This is a genomic window from Flavitalea sp. (genome assembly GCF_035489435.1).
Classification (GTDB): Bacteria; Bacteroidota; Bacteroidia; order Chitinophagales; family Chitinophagaceae; genus DATHKG01.
The window spans coordinates 1-22,301 of the sequence record NZ_DATHKG010000024.1; the positions used below are offsets into that span (position 1 = coordinate 1).

General features: G+C 42.5%; 19 protein-coding genes. 8 read left to right on the forward strand and 11 right to left on the reverse strand.

Going from position 1 to position 22,301, the window contains the following annotated elements; translation table 11 throughout:
- A partial coding sequence (locus VK664_RS04025; protein WP_461397325.1) for an amidohydrolase family protein occupies nt 1–2,346 on the reverse strand: 2,346 nt, incomplete at its 3' end.
- A 228-nt stretch (nt 2,347–2,574) separates the two neighbouring features.
- Complete coding sequence (locus VK664_RS04030) at nt 2,575–3,672, reverse strand: anhydro-N-acetylmuramic acid kinase (protein WP_461397326.1); 1,098 nt, start codon at nt 3,670–3,672, stop codon at nt 2,575–2,577.
- 87 nt (nt 3,673–3,759) lie between these two features.
- On the opposite strand from VK664_RS04030, the gene upp reads away from it, so the two are divergent.
- Both upp and VK664_RS04040 read left to right on the forward strand, forming a co-directional pair.
- Entirely contained in the window at nt 3,760–4,410 is a 651-nt protein-coding gene (gene upp, locus VK664_RS04035) for a uracil phosphoribosyltransferase (RefSeq protein ID WP_461397327.1), read from the forward strand.
- A gap of 96 nt (nt 4,411–4,506) precedes the next feature.
- Entirely contained in the window at nt 4,507–5,538 is a 1,032-nt protein-coding gene (locus VK664_RS04040) for a PorP/SprF family type IX secretion system membrane protein (RefSeq protein ID WP_461397328.1), read from the forward strand.
- Here VK664_RS04040 and VK664_RS04045 read toward each other — a convergent pair.
- A complete protein-coding gene (locus VK664_RS04045) occupies nt 5,535–6,143 on the reverse strand; it encodes a DNA-3-methyladenine glycosylase (RefSeq protein WP_461397329.1) in 609 nt (202 codons plus the stop codon). The two genes, VK664_RS04040 and VK664_RS04045, sit on opposite strands and share 4 nt — an antisense overlap.
- 42 nt (nt 6,144–6,185) lie before the next feature.
- Here VK664_RS04045 and VK664_RS04050 point away from each other — a divergent pair, with 42 nt between their 5' ends.
- Together VK664_RS04050 and VK664_RS04055 are read left to right on the forward strand one after the other, a co-directional pair.
- Nucleotides 6,186–6,968, forward strand: coding sequence for an EI24 domain-containing protein (locus tag VK664_RS04050; RefSeq protein WP_461397330.1), 783 nt, complete (start codon nt 6,186–6,188; stop codon nt 6,966–6,968).
- A gap of 54 nt (nt 6,969–7,022) precedes the next feature.
- Nucleotides 7,023–7,742, forward strand: a complete 720-nt coding sequence (locus tag VK664_RS04055; protein ID WP_461397331.1) for an SAM-dependent methyltransferase — start codon at nt 7,023–7,025, stop codon at nt 7,740–7,742.
- Between the two features lie 13 nt (nt 7,743–7,755).
- Here the strand turns inward: VK664_RS04055 and VK664_RS04060 are convergent, their stop codons facing one another.
- Nucleotides 7,756–8,133, reverse strand: coding sequence for a hypothetical protein (locus tag VK664_RS04060; protein WP_461397332.1), 378 nt, complete (start codon nt 8,131–8,133; stop codon nt 7,756–7,758).
- 188 nt (nt 8,134–8,321) lie between these two features.
- Between VK664_RS04060 and bshA the strand changes: the two genes are divergently transcribed.
- Nucleotides 8,322–9,455 (forward strand): N-acetyl-alpha-D-glucosaminyl L-malate synthase BshA, encoded by a 1,134-nt coding sequence (bshA, locus tag VK664_RS04065; protein WP_461397333.1) that lies wholly within the window; start codon nt 8,322–8,324, stop codon nt 9,453–9,455.
- A 26-nt stretch (nt 9,456–9,481) separates the two neighbouring features.
- Here bshA and VK664_RS04070 read toward each other — a convergent pair whose 3' ends face one another.
- The 6 genes from VK664_RS04070 to porU form a co-directional block, all read right to left on the reverse strand.
- Nucleotides 9,482–10,798, reverse strand: coding sequence for a murein hydrolase activator EnvC family protein (locus VK664_RS04070; protein WP_461397334.1), 1,317 nt, complete (start codon nt 10,796–10,798; stop codon nt 9,482–9,484).
- A gap of 96 nt (nt 10,799–10,894) precedes the next feature.
- Entirely contained in the window at nt 10,895–11,722 is an 828-nt protein-coding gene (locus tag VK664_RS04075; protein ID WP_461397335.1) for a DUF4292 domain-containing protein, read from the reverse strand.
- Nucleotides 11,723–11,732: 10 nt separating this feature from the next.
- Nucleotides 11,733–12,173, reverse strand: a complete 441-nt coding sequence (dut, locus tag VK664_RS04080) for a dUTP diphosphatase (RefSeq protein WP_461397336.1) — start codon at nt 12,171–12,173, stop codon at nt 11,733–11,735.
- A 31-nt stretch (nt 12,174–12,204) separates the two neighbouring features.
- Entirely contained in the window at nt 12,205–12,684 is a 480-nt protein-coding gene (gene ispF, locus VK664_RS04085; RefSeq protein ID WP_461397337.1) for a 2-C-methyl-D-erythritol 2,4-cyclodiphosphate synthase, read from the reverse strand.
- Nucleotides 12,685–12,750: 66 nt separating this feature from the next.
- Nucleotides 12,751–13,938: a type IX secretion system outer membrane channel protein PorV gene (porV, locus tag VK664_RS04090; RefSeq protein ID WP_461397338.1), complete on the reverse strand. Its 1,188-nt coding sequence runs from the start codon at nt 13,936–13,938 to the stop codon at nt 12,751–12,753.
- Nucleotides 13,939–14,210: 272 nt separating this feature from the next.
- Nucleotides 14,211–17,645 (reverse strand): type IX secretion system sortase PorU, encoded by a 3,435-nt coding sequence (gene porU / locus VK664_RS04095; RefSeq protein ID WP_461397407.1) that lies wholly within the window; start codon nt 17,643–17,645, stop codon nt 14,211–14,213.
- A gap of 177 nt (nt 17,646–17,822) precedes the next feature.
- Between porU and VK664_RS04100 the strand changes: the two genes are divergently transcribed.
- From VK664_RS04100 to VK664_RS04110, 3 genes are all read left to right on the forward strand, one after another.
- Entirely contained in the window at nt 17,823–19,403 is a 1,581-nt protein-coding gene (locus VK664_RS04100; RefSeq protein WP_461397339.1) for an SUMF1/EgtB/PvdO family nonheme iron enzyme, read from the forward strand.
- 194 nt (nt 19,404–19,597) lie between these two features.
- Nucleotides 19,598–20,875: a UDP-N-acetylmuramoyl-tripeptide--D-alanyl-D-alanine ligase gene (locus tag VK664_RS04105; protein WP_461397340.1), complete on the forward strand. Its 1,278-nt coding sequence runs from the start codon at nt 19,598–19,600 to the stop codon at nt 20,873–20,875.
- Between the two features lie 206 nt (nt 20,876–21,081).
- The gene (locus tag VK664_RS04110; protein WP_461397341.1) at nt 21,082–21,855 is read left to right on the forward strand and encodes an acyl-CoA desaturase; all 774 of its coding nucleotides are present in this window, start codon (nt 21,082–21,084) and stop codon (nt 21,853–21,855) included.
- Between the two features lie 10 nt (nt 21,856–21,865).
- Here the strand turns inward: VK664_RS04110 and VK664_RS04115 are convergent, their stop codons facing one another.
- Nucleotides 21,866–22,276, reverse strand: a complete 411-nt coding sequence (locus VK664_RS04115; RefSeq protein ID WP_461397342.1) for a DUF6157 family protein — start codon at nt 22,274–22,276, stop codon at nt 21,866–21,868.
- Between the last annotated feature and the right edge of the window lie 25 nt (nt 22,277–22,301).

Here is a 22,301-nt window from a genome sequence, read left to right on the forward strand (position 1 = left end):
GGCTTTTGTAGAACCATCGGCCCCATATAATACTGTGCCTGTCGAAAACACACGCGGACCAACCATATGACCCGCCCTGATCATTTCGCTTTGAGTAAACACCATCTCCGAATTCGCTGATGGATCATGCATCGTTGTTACCCCATAAGCAAGATTGGCAAAATAAGGCCAGTGTTTCTGAGGAGTGAGACCATCCCTGAAATGACTGCCATGGGCATGACCATCTACAAGACCGGGCATAATCGTTTTTCCTTTGCAATCGATAGCCAGTGCTCCTGCAGGAACCTTTAAATCTGCGGATGAACCGATGGCTTTTATGATGTTGTTTTCGATGATTACCGTTCCGTTTTCGATTACTTCATTGCCCTTCATAGTAATGATACGGGCATTGAGGAATGCAGTAACACCAGTAGGTTTATCGCTTTTCACTTCAAGACCGACGCTAAGTCCATTTTCAGGTATTTTGAATGTTGAATCGGCTTTACCAGCCACAAATTCAAAACGGTCCTCAACATTGATGGTATAATACTGATCGCCGAGTGTATAATGAAGTTGTTTGCCATCGCCGCTCCAGTGAAGATTTATTCCTGCGTCACGGGCGACCTGTTTCACCGGAAAATCGGTGGTAGTTGCACCCAGGTCTACAGTCTTACCTGCATGTACAAACGAAGCTATATATACTTTATGAAGGTCCACAAATGCGACCCATTTCTGATCAGGCGATGGTATGAACTGAGAACCATATGTACTTCTGAATATCGTGCGGTCATCAGAACCGTCTGTTTTATATGAACCATAACTGCGTACTGATTCGTAGGCTATGCGTTTATCATTATCAACAAAAACCGGATTTCGTCCTTTTGCATTGATAAATTCAGGAACTCCTCCTTGTGCCGGCATGATATAAACACCAGGTTGTACCGAAAACCCGTTACCAAGCGCATTGTTGCCACCTTCTTTTACAAAAACAATACGTTTGTCGTCGGATGAAAATGATGGGTTTCGATAAATTCCTTTTTCAGGTGTAAGCTTTACAGGTTTGGATTTAGCAGGGAAAGTCACTTTCAATATTGCCCCTGTTGCCGTATCATTCCAGGTAGTATAGATGATCGACTTCCCATCTTTCGAAAATGCAGGTTCAAATTCGAAATCAGTGCCGCTTGTTATTCTTTCAGGTTTACCATTGGGCAAAGCTTTTTTCCAAAGGTAGCCAACTGCATTAAACACCAGCCAATTTCCATCAGGAGAAGTCTTTGCATGACGAATTACATTCACGTTAAAATTATCCTGGTTGAAGTTTTGCTTGTATCTAACGGCATCGGTTACCCGCTGTTTGACGTTACAGGTGAAGGGTATTTCGGTAGAAGTGTTTGACCCATCTGCATTTATCTTATTTATTTTGCCATTTGCCCATACAACCAGTTGTTTGTTGCCGGGGAGCCATGCATAGCCGGTGTAAACACCAAAGATTGACCATGCTTCTTCCTGGTCCTTTGATAATTTATCATAAACCGGTCTTTCTTCTCCGGTTACCAGGTCGCGCAGGTAAAGCACCGTTTTTACCCGCACACGTTTTATAAAAGCCAGTGTTTTACCATCAGGCGAAACCTGTGGTCTGAAGGCACCGCCGGGACCACCTGTAATATTTTCAATGATGCCTTTTTCCCGGTCAAATCTCCGTATCACAAAAATCTCATTGTTGGGATCCTTGTTATATTGAAACATGCCACCAGGATACATGTCTTCGCTGAAATAAACATAACGACCATCGGGCGAAACGGCAGGTTCATTCACATCCTGCTGATCATTTTTGCGGGCTGTCAACTGGATACCATTCCCACCGGTGATATGATACATCCAGATTTCACCTGCTCCCAAAGAACGGGTTGCCGTAAAATGTTTGCGTGCAATTATATATTGACCATCAGGCGACCAGACTGCATTATTCAACAGGCGGAACGTTTCTTTGGTTACCTGCCTGGCTTTGGAACCATCTTTTTCCATGATCCAGATATTATCCCCACCACCTGCATCGGAAGTGAACAGGATTTGTTTGCCATCGGGACTGAACCTCGGCTGCACTTCCATGGCAAGCCCTTGTCTCAATACTTTTGCTTCCCCACCTGCAATTGGTAAAATATAAATATCACCCAGCAGGTCAAAAACAATTTCTTTTCCATCCGGCGAAACGTCAAGATTCATCCATGTCCCCTCATTCACTGTAAATGAAACCTCCTTATAAGGTGCAGCGGTATTATTTACATCCCACTTCTTATTTCCCTGCGAATAACAGGTATATGTAACCGAAATAAAAATCGCAAAAAAAAGCAGAACTTCTTTCATCATGTCAGTAAATAATTATTTTATTGAAATTGTTTATTTATCTTTTAGTGGTGAGTGGTAAGTGGTAAGTGGTAAGTGGTAAGTTAGTGATGAGTGTGTGAGTGGTAAGTTAGTGATGAGTGTGTGAGTTATGAGTTATAGGTGTTAAGTAAGTTATGAAATTATCAAATAAAGGCACTCATAACTCATTCACTCCTTTCATAATTCATAACTCATAATTCATAATTCTCTTCAGGCCTCCTGACCAATCCATACGTTTCCGCCTATACTATCGCGTTTTGCCCCGGTAATATATTTAAAGACGTTATTTTCTTCGCGCCAGCGCAATACACCAATTAAGGCCATGGCAAGTGGTTCCTTAAAATCTACCACCAGTTTATCCGGAACAATCAAACTGATTCCTGACTCGCCCACCAGTGTGCGAATTCTTTCAACAAGAAAGTTATTATTTGCACCTCCGCCTGTCATAAATAATTCGTTTTTAGCGGCCGGCTCATCAGACATGAAAAGTTTTACTCCGTTTGTAACCTGGATGGCGATATGTTCAACAGCAGTGCGCAGTGCATCCTTAACATTCAGCCGGAGCTCGTCGAAAAGCGGGTAAACCACGTCTGTGGCAAAATCAATAGAAAGAGATTTCGGAAGCGGCAACTCGTAATATTCCAGCTCATTCAGGATGTCAAGCAGCTTTTCATCCACCTTGCCTTCGGCTGCCATCATTCCACCTGGATCTAAATCCAGGTTGTCCCGGGCCGCCAGCTTATCAAGCAACCTGTTTGCGGGGCAAACATCGAAATTTTTGTATTGACCCGGTAAATGCCGGGAAAGATTAGCATTGGATCCGAGGTGTAAGAACAGTTGTTGCGCGGAAAACAACAGTTTTTCTGCGATAGGGTAAACCGGGGCGCCCTTACCATCCAAACCGAGATCCATGTTTCGCACATTTCCAACAACATTAATTCCGGTAATCGCAGCAACCTGGGAAAGATCACCTAATTGGGAGCAAATTTTAAGTTCCGGTTTGTAGAAGATTGTGTGCCCGTCGCAGGCTATAAGCTGAACCTTATAGTGGAGTTCGTTGCGATCAATGAAATCACGGATTAATTCAGCCAGGTATTGACCAAAGGTCACATGAAGTTCGTGGTACTCGGACAAGCCAAGTGAATCCAGGTTTTCCAGCTTTCTCCTGATTTCCGGTTCGTAAGGAATTCGTTCGCCCGCAAGGATCTGAGCCGTCCATTTACCGGTGGTTTCATGAAGCTCCGCAAACATAATATCAAGGCCATTTAAAGATTCACCGCTTACAACTCCGATAGCCCTGTATACCATTAAACAAATTTTAGATTGTAGATTGTAGAAATTAGATTTGCTCGTCAAAGGTGAAGATTCGCGTTTCAAAATCCAAAACTGTATTCTATGGTTATTAATCTGAGTGATCAATATTCCCTCCTGAGCAATTGGGTAAGTGAACTGAGAAGCGTTCAGGTTCAAACGGATCGCATGCGATTTCGCCGTAACCTGGAACGGATCGGAGAAGTTGCAGCCTTTGAAATCAGTAAGGTTTTGGAATTTGAAGAAAAGGAGATTCAGACTCCTCTTGGCATTTCAGTCTGTAAATTATTGAAGGAACAGCCTGTCCTGGCGACGATTTTGAGAGCAGGACTCCCCCTCCACCAGGGTCTCCTCAATTATTATGACCGGGCAGACAACGCTTTCATTTCCGCTTATCGAAAACATAACCGCGACGGGACCTTTGAAATCAGCCTTGATTATGTATCCTGCCCCGAACTTGAAAACCGGGTGGTTATCATTGCAGACCCGATGCTTGCGACCGGGTCATCCATGGTAAAAACCATCCAGTTTCTTCGTGAAGAGGGGCATCCCAGGGAAATTCATATTGTAGTAGCAATTGCCTGCACAGTCGGGATTGAATTTGTTCAGCGAACCGAGCCAAATGTAAAAATCTGGTGTGGCGCCATCGATGAAGAGCTTACCGCCAAAGGCTTTATTGTCCCGGGACTTGGGGATGCGGGGGATCTGGCTTACGGGACAAAGGTCCAGTTTTAAACGGGGTTCCGGGAACCTGTAATTCCTGTTACCAATCCTAAAATAATCACAAAAAATTTCAACGTTTTTTGTACTTTGGTTGTCAATACGGCGTTAATGTCTCCAATGAGGAAATATGTCCTGGTAATTTTTGTGCTGATGCAGGCTGGAATGGCTCTTGCGCAGGATCCGAACTTCTCACAGTTCTTCGTATCGCCGCTTACTTTGAACCCTGCATTGACGGGGAAATTTAATGGTGATTTCAGGGCCGCGGGAAACTACCGGGATCAGTGGCCTGCAATCAGCAAGGCTTTTATCACCTCTACCTTATCGTTGGATATGCCTATAATGCGTGGAAGGTTATCTGAACTTGATACCTGGGGTGTAGGTCTGCTCGCAATGACCGATAAAACGGCAAATGGAATTCTTTCTACAAATATGATCTCATTGTCTACTGCCTACCATAAAGGCATAGACGAAGACGGTCTTAATACTATCGGATTAGGTTTCCAGGGAACTTACAATACCAAAAGACTTGATGGCACTAAACTGAATTTCGAAGATGAACTTGATCAGTTCGGTGGCTGGAGTATTCCGAGTGGTGAGACTATTGACAACCAGCAGGTGAACCTGAGCTATTTTGATGTTAGCGTCGGAGCACTTTTCAATGGTTCAACCGATGGTTATAATAATTATTATGTCGGCGCTTCAGTTTACCATATCAACAAACCAAAGGAGTCATTCACAGGGGATATCTTTTACACGTTGAATCCGCGGATGACTCTGAATGCAGGCGGTGCAATACCAATTGGAGATCGCACACGTACTGTTTATCTTAGCTCCATTTATAGTCGCCAGGCAGGTGCAACGAATATTGTTGCTGGTGGTGCCGTCGGTTTTCTATTAAACGGAGATGAAGAAAAACCAAATAGCTTCTACGCAGGTCTCTGGACCAGGTTCAATAATGTTAATGATGCGTTGATACCTTATATAGGCCTTGAATTTGGTGATTTCCGTTTAGGTGCATCATACGATGTAAATATCTCCAGTCTTAAAACCGCCTCACAAAGCCGCGGCGGTCTTGAAATTTCCCTGATTTATATTAAGCGTCCGCCAGGCAGCAGGGGAGTTCCTTGTCCGAGGTTCTAAACCTTTTTGGATTTTGTAACGTAGGGATTGCCTTTGACGTGAAAGCGGTAAAGCAACAATGCATCTTCAGCTGCATAATCGACCCCGATCCTTGTTGAGCTTACGATGTCATTTGCCGATAGTTGATAACCATCTTCTACAACATAAATTTCATCACTTAAAAGATCGGCACCGGTATGATGACGATAAAGTCCGAGTGCTTTGGAAACATTACCGGGGCCTCGGGTCAGTGTATGATCGGCTTTGTATTTTTTTGTACGAATAAGCATTTGATCAATTCCATCTATCGGTTCGAGTGCCCGGATCAACACTGCGTGCGGAACATCTTTAGCATTGGTCACAATATTAAACAGGTGATGAATGCCATAGCATAAATATACATAAGCTTTACCGGCATCACCGAACATGATCTCGGTACGATTAGTTCTTCTGCCATTATATGCATGTGAAGCCTTGTCGGTAACTCCTGCATAAGCTTCCGTTTCAACGATCCTGCCGCTGGTTTTAACTCCATCGATAACAGATACCAGTATTTTGCCTAACAATTCTTTTGCGATCTTTACTACATCATGCCTGTTGTAAAAATCATATTCAAGCCTTTTCATCAATAAAATCGTTAAGTTTGAATGAGCCAAATATAGATAACATTGTTCAAGGAAATCATCATCGCGCTTCAGTCTTATTCGAAAGCACATGCATTTATCAAGTCGAATAATCTATGGCGCTGGATCATTATTCCCGGCACTATTTATTCCATACTTTTCCTGGTCGGCATGTATTTTTTCTGGACATCTACTGATGATGCTGTTTCTTTTCTTACAAAAAAGATAGGTCTCGACCAATGGCTCAGTGCTCAAAAAAGCGGATTGCTCAACTTTCTTTTCCTGATGGGTGGAATCATGCTTAAACTGATTCTTGGTTTCTTCTATTTTTCCCTGTTTAAATATATTTTCCTCATCCTGGGCTCACCTGTGTTCGCTTATCTCAGTGAAAAAACGGAGGCAATCATGGAAGGAAAAGACTTTCCGTTCAGTTTTTCACAACTGTTAAAAGACATCTTACGTGGTGTGAAACTTGCCATTAGAAATTCGCTTTGGCAAACCGTATATGCTGTCTCTTTATTGATTTTGTCTTTTTTCCCGGTTATCGGATGGATTACACCGGTAATTGCATTATCCATTGAATGTTATTATTATGGCTTTTCGATGCTTGACTACAGCTGTGAACGCAACAAACTGTCACCTTCAGAAAGTATTGCTTTTATAGGCCGTCATAAAGGACTTGCTGTTGGCAACGGGATGGTATTTTATCTTATGCATTTCGTACCCTTCATTGGTTGGGTTCTTGCCCCGGCCTATGCTGTAATCGCTGCAACGATCAGTATTTATCATCAAAAGGAGAATTTTCAGACCTTACAGGTCACGGATTAGCCAGCTTCCTGGTTTTGGTTGATCCCCTTCATCTAATTACACTAAATTTCACCTATGTCAGATCAGAGTACCGTTTATCTAATTCCCTGTTTTCTTGATGAAAATGCAATCCAGACAATACCTTCTTATGTTAAGGAAGCAGTTATGCAATGCCAGGTATTTTTTGTCGAGAATGAAAGAAGTGCCCGCCGATACCTCAAAATGTTATGGAAAGAAATAGTGATCGATGACTACGAATGGATAGTTATTCATAAGGCTGAAAAAGATGTAAGGGTTCGTTTGATGGTTGCAATGAAAGAAGGAAAGAATATTGGGATAATCTCTGAAGCAGGTTGTCCGGGTATTGCGGATCCCGGGCAATTACTTGTTGAAACTGCCCATAAGGGTGGCGCAGTTGTTAAACCATTGGTAGGACCCAGTTCGATACTCCTGGCATTGATGGCCAGCGGTATGAATGGTCAACAGTTTCGTTTTGCAGGTTATATCCCGATAGATTCCGGAGAAAGAGCAAAATTCGTTCGCGAACTGGAGAGTGAGTCGGTCAGAAGAAATTCCACGCAGGTTTTTATCGAGACGCCTTACCGGAATAACCATGTAACAGAAATGTTGATCAAAACCTGCAGGCCGGACACACGTCTATGTATAGCCGCAGACCTTACCGGTCCCGGCGAATTTATCAAAACGCTTAGTATTGCAGAATGGAAAACGCAGGTTCCTGACTTACACAAGAGACCCGTTATCTATTGCCTGATGGCTGCTGAATCTATTGCCTGATGGCTTCGGAAGGTTAACGCCTGATCTCCCGCATAGAAAGTATACTGTCTACCACATACACCGTGTTGCCACGCCACCAGATTTTACCGAGGTACTCTTTATAATGCAGGTCTACTTCTTTTCCGGAATTTTTCATCAGTTCCTCGGCGATCCGCTTGTTTTGCACCGAGAACTCAAATTCATATGACTGAATGGAACCCGGAGTCCGGGATCGTATGCCTGATTGGATCAGTTTCCCCTCATAGGTTTTGAATATATATCCTTTTTTTACGAGGTAGTTCAATTCGCCGGATTTCACCCCTTCACCAAAAACCCAAAAATATCTGATCGCGATAATCACGGCAAATACAACTATAACGATCCCAACTGCTATCAATAAAATTCTTTTCATGAAAATCTTTTTAAGACTTGCTCATAACTTGGATTCAGTAAGCCCGGGAATATTTTGAATGCATTCAACAATCCGGGAAGCTAAATGTTAATTCTTTCTAAAGTTAGGCCAAAGGCGGTTAGCTTAAGCACACGGTCTGTTGTATCACCAAAAAACATTTACCTTCGGGCGGTTTAATTATAAAGTTTATGAGGATTGGAATTGTTTGTTATCCTACTTTCGGAGGGAGCGGAGTACTTGCAACGGAATTAGGAAAAGCCCTGGCAAATAAAGGACATCAGGTTCATTTCATTACATATCAGCAGCCGGTCCGGCTAAGCGAATTCAACGCGAACATCTTTTACCATGAAGTTCGGGTTCCTACTTATCCATTGTTTGATTATCCTCCTTATGAAACGGCTCTTTCAAGTACGATGGTGGATGTGATCGTGAACAACCAGATTGACCTGCTTCATGTGCACTATGCAATCCCGCATGCTTCCGCCGCTTATATGGCAAAAAAGATACTTGAAAAACAAGGACTAAACATTCCCGTCATAACCACCTTGCACGGTACGGACATAACACTTGTCGGACGTGATAAAACATTTGCCCCGGTAGTTACATTTTCAATAAATGAGAGTGATGCAATCACAGCAGTTTCTCAGAATCTTCGTGATGAAACTTATAAGCACTTCAAAATAGAAAAAGATATCGAGGTCATATATAATTTTGTTGACTGCGAAAGGTTTGCAAAAAAGCCAATTGATGCTTTCCGTCGTGTGATTGCCCCACATGGCGAAAAAATATTGCTTCATGCTTCCAATTTCCGGAAACTGAAACGCGTAGGTGATGTGGTACAAATTTTTGCCGAGGTTATTAAAAAGGTTCCGGCAAAATTATTGTTCGTAGGTGATGGTCCGGAAAGACCCGCGGCAGAAAGGTTGAGCCGGGAACTTGGTATATTTGATGAGATCAGGTTTGTTGGAAAACAGGAACAGATTGAAGAGATACTTGCCATTTCAGATGCTTTCCTGCTGACTTCAGATTATGAAAGCTTTGGCCTTGCTGCTCTTGAAGCTATGGCAGCCGGTGTACCGGTAATCTCAACAAATGCAGGAGGATTACCGGAAATCAATATTCATGGTGTTACAGGTTTCATGAGTGAAGTTGGTGATGTAGCTGATATGAGCCGGAATACAATGTTGTTATTAACTGACGAAACCAAACTAAAACAGTTCCGCGAAAATGCGACTGCCCAGGCAAAGAAGTTTGATATCCATAATATCATTCCGCAATACGAAGATCTCTACAACAGGTTTCTTAATAATAAACATATTTAATCGTTACCAAACACGCCGAATTGTTATTAACGACGCTGAATCCAGGCTTCGGGATTGATGTTGTCTCTTTCAAGCATCAGCAAAAATTCAATCTCTCCAACTCCCTCATCGTTGACATTTGCTTTACCAAGTGCCTGTGAACGTTTGATCTGCTCACCTTTGCTGACACTCACAGAAGACAGGTTATAATAAGCAGTGAAATATTTACCATGGCTAACTACCACACCGGACATGCCTTCAATATTAAAAACTGAAACCACTTCACCATCAAACACTGCTTTAACCGTTGCTCCAACTTCTGTTTCAATAGTCAATCCTGGATTGTTACCATTGATCTTTGAGCCTGGCACCTGGAAAATTCCAAAATGAAGCTTGATAGATCCACGGTCAACAGGCCATGGCAATTTGCCTTTATTTCCCTCGAACTTATCTGAGATAATTTTGCCTTCAGGTGTAGATTCCAAAACACTTCTGGGTCTTTCAGCAGCTTTCTTAACAGGCTCTTTTGCTATTGTTGCAGCGTTACCTGATGGAGCATTATTCTTGGCTACATCATTTTTTGGAGCAGAAGCCGCGGCAGCTTTTATTCTTTTTTCTTCTTCAAGAGCTTTTTGCTGGGCCAAACGGATCTCACGGTTAATAGCAGCCTTTACAGCAGACCTGATCTTCGCATCAGCTTTCTTTTTGGTCGACAGTTCCTTATTCAACTCGTTTTCCCTGGCTTTTAATTTGGAAACAATCTCATCTTTTTCCTTCTTCTCAGATACAAGAACTAGTTTTTCCTTTTCCTGTTTCTGTAAGACCTCATCTTTTTGTTTACGGGTCATTTCCAGCCCGTTTATTTTTTGCAACAAAACTTTCTGTGTATTCAGAATATTCTCTGCCTGTTCTTCACGATAAGTACGGTATGATTTAAGGTATTGAACCCTTTTTAAAGCATCATTGAAATTGCTTGCAGAAAATATAAAATTGAGGAAGTCATAGTTGCTGCGGTTTTTATAAGCATAAACAACGCTTTTTTCATACTGGATCTTCAAGGTGTCCAGTTCCGCTTTCAACCGGGTGATCTCATTACGAGATTTACTGATATTTCCCTGGATCATATCTATCTGCTCACTGATATTACCAATCGCCTGTTCACGCAACCTGATCTTTTTCTGGATCATGGACAGTTGTCCAAGTCCGGCCTTTTTATTCTTTTTGGTCGCATCCAATGTTCGTCTGAGATCATCAATTTCTCTTTGTATCTCAGCCTGCTTTTTCTTTAGTTCATCACTACCCTGCCCCAGCAAGGTGCCTGTAAGAAGGATTGCAACAAAAAAAACAAAAAAGGATCTTAGCATGATGTACAGGTTTTATTAATAACAGGAAAACTTCAGGATGGTTCTGATGATGATCTGTAAATTCATTAGCCGATCAAAACCAGGTATTGATAACGCCTATTCCTTCTTATAATTTTTCGGGATCGAAAAAGGAATATTTAAATCTACGTTAAAATCGATTTGCTTGAACTGGAGTTCGATGTCGAGCTTAGAAGATTCAACTACGGTTATCTTCCTGAACGCAGAAAAATGCTTATTATTTTTCATCTGGTAATCTCCGTAACCAATATAACAGGTCCGGGTCCTGGTGGGGTTTATATCATCCAGTTTAGATTGGCTGGGCAGGTAACCATTCGTGCTAACCATTAAAAAATGTTTGAATACTTCACCAACACTTACCAGCGTAATGCCATTGGGATCACGGCGGTAAGAAACAATATTGCTATCGAGATAAATAGGATTGCCTATCAGGAGTTCCTGCAGGTCATGAAAAGTAAAAGGAATTTTGGCTACTTCTTTCAGGTAACTTACAGATCGCAACTGCACAACTTTATCCACCTTGTTCATCACTTTAACGCTGTCCGGTGTAATCAAAACCCGGAAGGCTTCTATACCGAGCAGGGCATTTATAGAGATCCACATCACGCTGTCTTTATAGAGCCTGATGTTTGCGTTAAAATCACTTTTCTTGCCATCCTTTCCTTCGAAATCAACTTTCACTTTAGCTGAAAATGTTTTGAAATCAATCCGGTTAGATTCAACTGTCCTGTAAATTTCCCTGATAAAACGAATGGAATCTGCTTTCCTGTCAACCGAAGCTTCAACTACCGGAACCTGCAGTGAGTCTCGCTTACTGATTGCAGTCTGTAATTTTTTCGTGGAACGGCAGCTGCTGAAAGCAACAATCAATAAGAAACTGCCAAGAATGCAAAAAAGATTTCTCATCCGTTCATTTTTATTTTCCCGTATGACCAAAGCCACCTTCGTTTCGTTTAGTAGATTCTATCTCCGCCACCAGTTTTAATTTGACTCTTTCAACTGAATTCACCACCATTTGTGCTATCCTGTCGCCGGAATGTATGACCTGGTCTTCCTGTGAAAGATTAATCAATATAACTTTTAATTCACCACGATAGTCAGCATCTACCGTTCCTGGTGAATTTAGACAGGTAAGCCCTTGTTTGATTGCAAGACCTGATCTTGGCCTGATCTGCGCTTCATGTCCTTCAGGCAACTGAATAAATAAACCTGTTGGTACTAAAAATCTTTCAAGAGGTTTCAGGGTAATTGGCGTTTCAAGATGTGCCCGGATATCCATCCCTGCTGAGCCCGCAGTAGCATATTCCGGGAGGGGATTGGGGGAACGGTTTATGATTTTTACTTTGACTTTCGACATGCGTCAAAGGTAGGCGGTAGCATTTTATTTATCAAATGCTTTCAAGCAGTACGGTTGCATATGCAACAAGTCCTTCTTCACGTCCGGCAAAGCCCATCTCTTCGGTTGTTGTTGCTTTAATCGAGATGTTGTCAATATCAGTTTTTAATATTCCCGCAATTAAAACCCGCATCTCGTTGCTGTGTTTTTTTATCTTGGGATTTTCGAGGCAAACCGTTGTATCAAGATTTACCAGGCGATAGTTTTTTTGTTTGATAAGATCATAGGTATGTGCCAGCAGTATCTTACTATCTATGTCTTTATAAGCCGGATCGTTGTTGGGGAAATGCATACCAATATCTCCAAGGGAAAGAGCTCCGAGTAAGGCATCACAGATTGCATGCAGCAAAACATCTGCATCACTATGACCAGTAGCACCTTTATAATGCGGAATTTTAACACCGCCTATCCATAGATCGCGGCCCTCTGCCAGCTGATGAAAGTCAATTCCTGATCCAATCCTGAAGCCCATCGCTTATGTATTAAATAAAAAATTCATCCCGTAAGTACGGGATGAATTTTTGCAATGAAGAAAATATTATTCCTGTCCGGCTCCTCCGGCAATATCCAGGATAAGTCCGAAACGTAATGTATTTGATAATGGGTTACGGTTAACACCTTGTCCTGAAGGAACCAGGTAAGAGAAGTTTAATCCGAACACATTGTATTTAAGACCAAGGCCTGCTGTCACATATTTGCGCGCTCCCTTGGTTTTATCTTCATAAAAATATCCAAGACGAACAAAAAACTGGTCGTTGTAAGAATATTCGGTTCCTATTGAAAACTGAAACTCCTTTAACTCCTCTGAAAAACCACCTGGCGCATCACTGAAAGAACTGAACCAGCTGTTCACAACAGTTTTGTTACGATACTCAGCAACATTTACGGAATCAATATCAGGGTTATCATTGGGGTCATTATTAAAACTCGGAGGTGTTGGAACAAGCAACTTGGAAATCTCAAGACCGAAACTCATTTTGTTGGCTTCATCAAACACTTTTGTATAATTTGTACCGAAAGCAAGGTTTGCAGGAATATAATCCTTTTGCGTTGCATCATTGGTATAACCTATTTTGGTACCGAGGTTAGTAACAGCAACACCAAAGTTCCAACCCTGGCCTGCTTCATCAGCGCCGGTATAAAAGAACGACACATCACCAGCTACTGCAGATCCGGGTTTGTAAGTAGTTAACCCGTTTGAGTAACCACCACCTGTAAGATTTGAACTGATATAACGGAGAGCAATACCCAGACTCATCTTATCAGATAACTTCCTTGAGTAACCGAGATCCACTCCAAATTCGCGGGGACGGAAAGTACCATTGTCGATCGCATTGTAATCTGTAAAAGTGATATTTCCAAGACTGAAATAACGTATTGAAGCCGAAAGTGCAGACAGATCATCCAGTTTATAATAACCAGCCAGCGCCATCAGGTATACGTCGTTAAGACCGAGATCTTTCAACCAGGGCGTGTAAGTAAGTCCCAACCCGTATGGACTTTTCGCAAAAGGTGTTTTCGCCAGGTTATAAAAAGAGGAATTTGCGTCTGCGGAAGTTGCCACACCAAGATCTCCCATACCACCCGCTCTCGCGTCAGGTGAAATTCTTAAAAAAGGCACCGCAGTGGTTACTACGTTTATCGGGTCAGTGTCCTGAGCCTGAAGGGTATTCAACCCTGTAAGTAACATTAATAAGCCAGCTAATTTGAAGGTCTTTCTTTGCATCCATTTAGATTTTTGAACAGTCGGATTTTATTTGACTATTTTTCAGTTGATTATGACAACCCGGAACAAACGTTTAATTGAACAAGAAAGTATACAGAATATTAAAACATCATCTACTTCCTGTGCCAGGCGCCAATAAAAAAATTGAGTAAAAATCTATTCGATAGAAGATAAGCTGATTAGCTGGTTAAAAATGGTGGGCGAAAATAAGCTATTTTAGTATTTATTTTGTTTGTAATTATGTTGAACCGGACAATCATCAGTTGGTGAACTTATAACAAATAAAGCTTTTCCATCTTATGAACCTGCTGACCGTCGCTGGTCCGCACGCTTAGCCTGTAAATATAGACGCCTCTCCCGATTTTGCTGCCATATTCATCCCGGCCGTTCCATTCAACTTCATTCGAACGGGTTCCTGAAGATATTATTGTATTTCTTAGCGTTTTTACAAGCTTTCCTGTTACGGTATAAATGCTAATATTTACCTGCAACTCCTCTCCCGGTCGGTTATGATCAAACCAGAAAGTGGTCCGGGTTGTGAATGGATTTGGATAATTAAGTACATGTTCCAGCACCAGGCTCTCCTGTTTCTGCACCCTGAACGCTAAAGTAGCTTCGTTACTATTATTAACTACATCCCAGGCTTTTACGGAAAGGGTATGGGGTCCATTTTCCAGTTTAGGGAGCTTGAACCTCACTTCCCCACGGCGATAGTTGTCTTTATCGCTGGTATAAAACTCATTAAGTATATGTTTTTTCTGTTGATCATTGTCAATAACAACAACCAAATCGTGACCCGTGCCAGTGCCCATCACATTTATGCCGGAAGAATCGGCAAGTTTTAGCAGAAGTACTGGTTCGGTGTTGGTAATACCTCCATCTATAAATTTTTCATCATTCAGATAAGGACTGATACCCGGCCCCTCTTTGTCATCTGAGCCCGATCCGGTGCCACCCACAATGATGTTTTCCAGGACACCGCTCCCATCGTTGTTCCCATTTTCAGTATAATAGCTAATCCGTCCATTTCCGAACTGGTAATTTATGTCCTTAGGCACTACGAAATTGAATGAAAATTTACCGGCGTCTACAGTAGCTTTTCCTTTAAAAATGATGTTTTTTTGTTGAGTAAATGTGGCTTTTATACTGCCGGCATCATTCGCAAGAGTCGACAAACTCTGGGCTTTATCAAAGATTATGGGGTAAACCGTTCCGTTGTAATCAGCCAACAAATTACCCTGTAGATTTCTTACTTCCCCGGTAATATTATATTGTGACAAGGCACGCAAAGTATCTGGAATGGTTCCGATCCCGATCCCGTTAATGGCAGTAGTTGTTACCCTTTGTACCGGGTACCCGATAGTAAGTGCGGGATCACCAATCAATGTAAACTTGCGATTATTGATTACATCTGTAAAAAAGGAATAGGTGTTGTTTTTTGCTGTTTTTACAGCTTCACCCAGGCTTGGGTACCGGCCATCCGGCCTACGCTGCAGGGCAGCCCGCAGGTAGTTTTCGTTCATAATTCTGTTGCTAAACGCAAAAACCAGCCTGGTAGTAGTCATCAGGGCTATTGCACCGGTTTTATCCCTCAACAGCAGGTCTTCCCCGATTGAGGCAACAAGGGGATTATCATGGGGGGCAAAATCACAGGTAGCAGTAATGAACAAGGGTAGTTTTTCGGGATTATTAAAGGAATTGATGATGTCCTGGTCCAGTATCACTTCATCGGCAAGTCGCCGCGAACCGCCATGGCCCGTATAATTCCAGACGAGGTTACCGCTATAAGTCTTATTTACGATTGCAAGGTTCACCTGCGGATACCTGCTGCCTCCGGATCCGCTTTCCTGGGGGAAAGCATCGAGATAAATTTTGTCGACATTGAAGTCTTGAGTTACACTGTTTACCGCCCCCGATATAGTCTCTGCATCCTCCAGGTGCAGATTGTTGTCTTCATCGTCGGCAATAAAACTAAGATCGTTGCGCCAAGGTCCATACGATTTCGGGCTGGTATATGCGAGAATCTTATCAACGATTGCCCTGGCCTGTGCTTCTGTTGAAGCAGGGATCCGCCCAATTCCAATGTCGAGCAGGTAAGTACCCGGGTTGATGAGATTATCACCGTCATCAAGAAATCCGAAAAAATCGTCTGAAGTGTAAGTTTCGAGCGGGGCAAGCGATTCTTCTGATTCAAATACCGGGACCAGGTTCGTATTGCCATTGATCCGCTTTTTATAATCAAATGAACCGTCACCGAAGAGTAACAAATATCTTGGCATTTTTGTAGAATCACCACCTGCGCGGTCATAAAACATCTTTACAAAATCGCGTAAGGCCACCGGATCGGGAATGCCTGAAGAAAATTCATTAAAGACCTGGCCGCTCGTGACTACTATATTCCTGAGCTGGTCGCGCTGTTGGTGGTACAAAGCAAGCCGGTTTGCCTGGGCAACTAAGGCTGGGCTGGTGATAATAATATAATCCGTCAGCTGACTTCCATGCAGATTCTGGTTTTCGACCCTGCTGGCCGTTTGCGGAACCAGGAAGACTGCATTGTTGAATGCGATATATTCCCTTAGAGTCGAGCAATCCCCTGTAAACTGCAATCCATCCGCTGTAGTGGCTGTTTGCACTGCAACCGGGTTAAGGGGATTTGATACGTCCCAAACCTTAGTTTGAGCGTTGCCATTTTTGAGCCTGAACCGGCCAGTATTCCCTGGCTGAACCGAACTCCAGTCACGGAATGAGAGTTGGTTTACTCCATTCATAGAAAGTTCACGGCGAACAAACAGCTCGAACCAGTCCAGCCATCCCTGCGAATTGACACTACCCGGAGCATAATCAAAACTGAGATTGATTACAGGGGTGGTGCCAGCCACCACAAAATCGAGATTGGTCTTCTGAAGCCTGGCAAATGCGTCATAAATACCGTTGCCCACAGCCGGGAGATCCACCTGGCGGAGACCCTGGTTATTAAGCCTTATGGAAAAACGGCTACCTGTATTGAATGACCGTGCAAGCAGGTTCGTAGACATCGATCCGGGGCCAGGTAAAATGTTTGGGAAATTAATGTTAAAAGTCTGGCTTAATGATTTGCCGGGTGTGCTCGAAAATTCTTCACCAAACCATTGTTTACCACTGCTGAGAAAGTTAACCGTATCAAGTTCGTGGAAATAGCGGTCATCAAAACCGGAAATTTCCACATTGGGATTAGCGGTATTATTCAATGTAGGGACTCGCTTGCCTGTGCCTCCGAAAGAAAAATAATAGTAAGATTCTTCACTGTAAAGGTTCTTGACATGAGAAAACCGCTTCGTTGCAGGATCGCCGATCCATTTATGAGGTCCGCTGGCATAAAAAAGGATGTAATCATTGCCGTTGATCGTTCCGTCTCCACCATCCTCAATAAAAACAGCGTTTTCAACCAGGTCGTCGGCCGGCAAACTGCCTGGAACTTCGGAAAGCATTCCGCCGCCATTACCAAATAACCGGAATGAAGCGGAGGAAAGGTTCACCGTATTTACGCCTGATTTATTAAGGAAAGGGAGGTCGATCCGATAAATGCCCGTTTCAGCGACGGCAATGCGAAACCAGTTACCGGAGGCGAGTACAGAAGAGTTTGAGTATGAGCGCTGGGAAAAAGAAGACAGGCTGGAAAAAACCAGTAAGCAGGTAATCAGCCATTGGATTCTCTTAAGCAGGGTCATTGCAGCCAAAAATAGTTCATTTTTAACGTTGGAAGCCCAACTCCTTAATCCCTAATTTACGTATTGTTACTATATTCGCGTAACCTTAACTCTATCTAAAAACTGCCGGGAATCTCTACAATATTTCTTTTACAAAGGCGTTTAACAACATTGAACCAAAGGCAAAAAAGTTATCAAATGAACCTGAAAAACCTATTTATTCTCCTGTCCTGCACCGCTGTTGCCACTTCTTCCTGTAAGAACGGCAAGCTGTTCGGAAAGAAAAAGGAGTCCTCCGACGTTACCGGTTGGAATTACAACGACAAAAATATGGGTGGCTACCAGGTTTCCCGCGAAAAAGAGCAAAGAACCGGGCCCGGCCTTGTGTTTGTTCAGGGTGGTACCTTCCAGATGGGTGCAACCGAAGAAGACGTAATGTCTGACTGGAATAATATTCCTACCCGTAAGACTGTAAACTCTTTCTATATAGATCGTTCTGAAGTTGCAAATATTCATTATCGTGAGTATCTGTACTGGATTAACAATGTATTTGAAGGAGATGAGTTCAGGGCTGTTCGCGAGGGCGCCTTACCAGATACCCTGGTTTGGAGAAGCGAACTTGCTTACAACGAGCCAATGGTAGAGTACTATTTCCGTCACCCATCTTACAATTACTACCCTGTAGTAGGTGTAACCTGGAGACAAGCCTCTGATTTCTGTCTTTGGAGAACTGATCGCGTGAACGAAAAAGCGCTGATCGACAAACAATTCATCAACAAAAACACACTTAAGAATATTCAGGGTCAGGGTGGAGAAAGCTTCAACACGAAATCTTACCTGTTGGGTTTAACTACTCCAACACCAGGACCTGGCGTTCGTTCTAAAAAGAATCCTTTAAAGAATCCAAACGGTACTCCACGTGCCCAGGTTACTTTCGAAGATGGTATCCTTTTACCAGGTTATCGCCTTCCAACCGAGGCTGAGTGGGAATATGCTGCATGGGCTCTTGTAGGGCAAAACCCTTCACCAAGCCGCAAAGAAGGCAAAAGAGGTGAAGAGTTGATCACCAACAAACAGGTTTACTCATGGAGCCAGAATGTAAATGGTTTACGTGATAGCCGCCGTGGCAGCTGGCAGGGTACTTTTCTCGCCAACTTTAAAAGAGGTAACGGTGATAACATGGGTGTTGCAGGTGGTCTGAATGACCGTGCTGTTTACACTGCACCAGTTGATGCTTTCTTCCCCAATGCATTTGGTTTATATAACATGTCTGGTAACGTGAATGAGTGGGTTGGTGACGTTTATCGTCCGCTTTCTCCGGTCGATCAGGATGATGTTTCTCCTTTCCGTGGTAACAAATTCGAGAAAGACCAGAAGAATGCTGATGGCGAGTTCGAAAAAGACAGCCTTGGCCGTGTAAAAAGAGAATTTGTTACTGACGAAGAAAGTAAGAATCGTCGTAACTATCAGAAAGGTAATGTTATCAACTACCTCGATGGTGATTCATTATTAGTCGGTGTTAGTTATGATTCAACTGCAGGTCGCGGTTATGGTCTGACTACTTTGATCAGCGATAAATCAAGGGTCATCAAAGGTGGTAGCTGGAACGATCGTCCTTATTACCTCTCTCCAGGTACCCGCCGCTTCCTTGAAGAAGATCAGGCTAGCAGCACCGTAGGATTCCGTTGCGCGATGGACCGCCTGGGTAGCCCTGAAGGTAATGGTCGCAAAACTGGTATCAACTACAAGGTTCGACGCCAGAACAATCGAAAAAAGTAACTCTTAATAATTTTTCAGAAAGCCATCCCGCACGTGCGGGATGGCTTTTTTTTTGAAAAAACCGAAAATGCTTTATTCAGACGCCGTTTAATTTAGCCAGGATAGCTTTAGTTTAGTCAGATTAGATTTAGCCAGTATAGAAACGTTGTTAAATTTATCAGCATTAACTTTGATTCTTATACACTTAGAAACTTATGAGTATAGCAGAATTATATGAGATCTATCTGAAATATCCATCGCCGCAGACCGATACCCGCAGCTTAAAAGAAGGTGACTTGTTTTTTGCCCTTAAAGGGCCCAATTTCAACGGTAACAAATTTGCCGAACAGGCACTGGCACTCGGAGCTGCTTATGTAGTGGCAGATGAACAATTGTTTGCAGACAATGACCGCATATTAATAGTTGATAATGTGCTTCTCACCCTTCAGGACCTGGCTAAACATCACCGGCAGCACTTCAATATACCTTTTATTGCTATAACCGGCAGTAATGGAAAAACAACTACCAAGGAACTTGTTCATGCCGTTTTATCTACCCGATTTCAATGTTATACAACCAAAGGAAATCTGAATAATCATATCGGCATTCCTCTTACAATCCTTGCTGTCAGGAATGATGCGGAAATAGCCGTAATAGAAATGGGAGCAAATCACTTGCTTGAAATAGCGGGCTATTGTCAGTATACCATGCCCACACATGGAATAATTACAAATTGCGGTAAAGCTCACCTTGAAGGCTTCGGTGGTATCGAAGGTGTCCGCAAAGGCAAGGGCGAATTGTACGATTTCCTGAGGGCCAATGAGGGTTCGGCATTCGTAATGTGGGATTATGATTATCTGCGCGAGATGAGCAAGGGCATTCATGAAGTTGTTACTTATGGCACCCACGATGCTTCTGTTACCGGCCATGCAGATACAAATCAAACCTTTCTTTCAGTAGCTTTCGATTCCGGGTTTGAAGCTAAACGCATCGATACCCAACTGGTCGGAGATTATAATCTTCCAAATGTGTTGGTAGCTGTTACTGTTGGTAAACATTTTGACGTGCCGGATCCTGAGATCCGCAAGGCTATAGAAAATTATACCCCGTCGAACAGCCGCTCCCAGCTGATTGAAAAAAACGGCGCCAGGATCGTATTAGACGCGTATAATGCAAATCCTTCCAGTATGAAGGTAGCCATTGAAAATTTTGCAGGTATGCCGGGAAATAACAAAGTGCTTATCCTCGGTGCCATGGCCGAGTTAGGTCCGGAAAGTATTGCTGAACATCAGGGTATAGTTGAACTGATAGGAAAATATGATTGGACAAATGTGGTCCTGGTAGGTGGTGACTTTACAAAGATAAAAACTCCTTATATGACTTATACATCTGCTGCCGAAGCAGGTGAATGGCTGAAAAGCCAGGAAACGCGGGGGATGTCGATGCTGGTGAAAGGCTCCAGGAGCATGAAGATGGAAGATGTTATAAAATAAACGCTATATCTGCAGCTGCGGCCCGGAAATTGCAATTAAAAAGCGCCTGCCTGTTATTCCCATATATTATATTAATCTTTCCTTAAGAAGAATTTTCTTTCCATAAGAAGGTTTAATTTCGCGGCCGGCAGTTTTTAAGCATAAACCGAACTATATATCGTTTAGGTTGTAATTACATAGGCAATTAGTTCCAATTAATATCATCAATGACAATTCTGATTTTTTTTATCGTTCTCTGGTATCTCTCTCTTTTCTCTCAAACCTTTTTCCTGCATCGTTACGCGGCTCACGGTTCCTTCAAGATGAATAAGTTCTGGGAGAAGTTTTTTTATGTGTTTACATGGATTACACAGGGTTCATCATATCTGAGCCCAAGAGCTTATGGTATCATGCACCGTATGCACCATGCGTTTACTGACACGGAAAAGGATCCTCATTCACCGATATATTCAAAGCATGTCGTTGATATGATGCTTAAAACCCACCGGGTTTATAGTGACATTTTCACAGGTAAAACGGTTATTGAAGACCGGTTTACAAAAAATGTCCCTACCTGGAGATGGTTTGACAAAATTGCCCATTCAAGCTTTTCAAGACTTATCTGGATTGCAGCCTATGTTGCTTTCTTTTATTTCTTTGCTACATCATGGTGGTGGTATCTTTTATTGCCGATCGTGTTTTCAATGGGTGTTGTTCATGGAGCTATTATCAACTGGTATGCTCATAAATTCGGTTATATCAATTATAAGGTGAAAAACACTTCCATGAATCTGCTTTCAGTTGATATACTGATGATGGGAGAATCATATCATAATAACCACCATAAATTTCCCGGTTCAGTGAATTTCGGAAAACGCTGGCATGAAGTAGATCCCACCTACCCTGTCATCTTAATGCTGAAATGGATTGGTGTCATAAAGTTCGCAAAACCAGCCCTTGTGAATGCAAGTGGTGGTCACGACCATGATCCGGATTTTTAATTCCAGTCTTTTATTTTTTATTTGATCGCATAGCCTTAATTTGATTAAGGCTTTTGTCGTTTAAAAATTTTTTATATTCTTTCGAATCAACGGCAAAGATTGCAACCTTGCCTTCTTCATTGCTATGTACACCCCAGCCATAACGTTTGGTAAGTGGCGATGCACGCAAACAGGGTTGGCCTTTCGAAAAGAACTTTTCTCTCTCATCTTTCAATTCTGATTTTGTCAAGTCATTTTTTGAAGCATAGACATGAAAAATTACAGAATCAGAATCGTACCTGTATGGATTTTTCTTAATCATTTCGAATTGCAAAGTCGCAGCGGTTGGCTTATCAACTTTCATGACAGGTATTTCGGCTGAGCTAACCGGGCAATCATCGGCAACAGCTATAAAAGTATTAGTATAATTGGTGGTGTGCATCAGGTAAATCTTTTCTGCTTCAAAA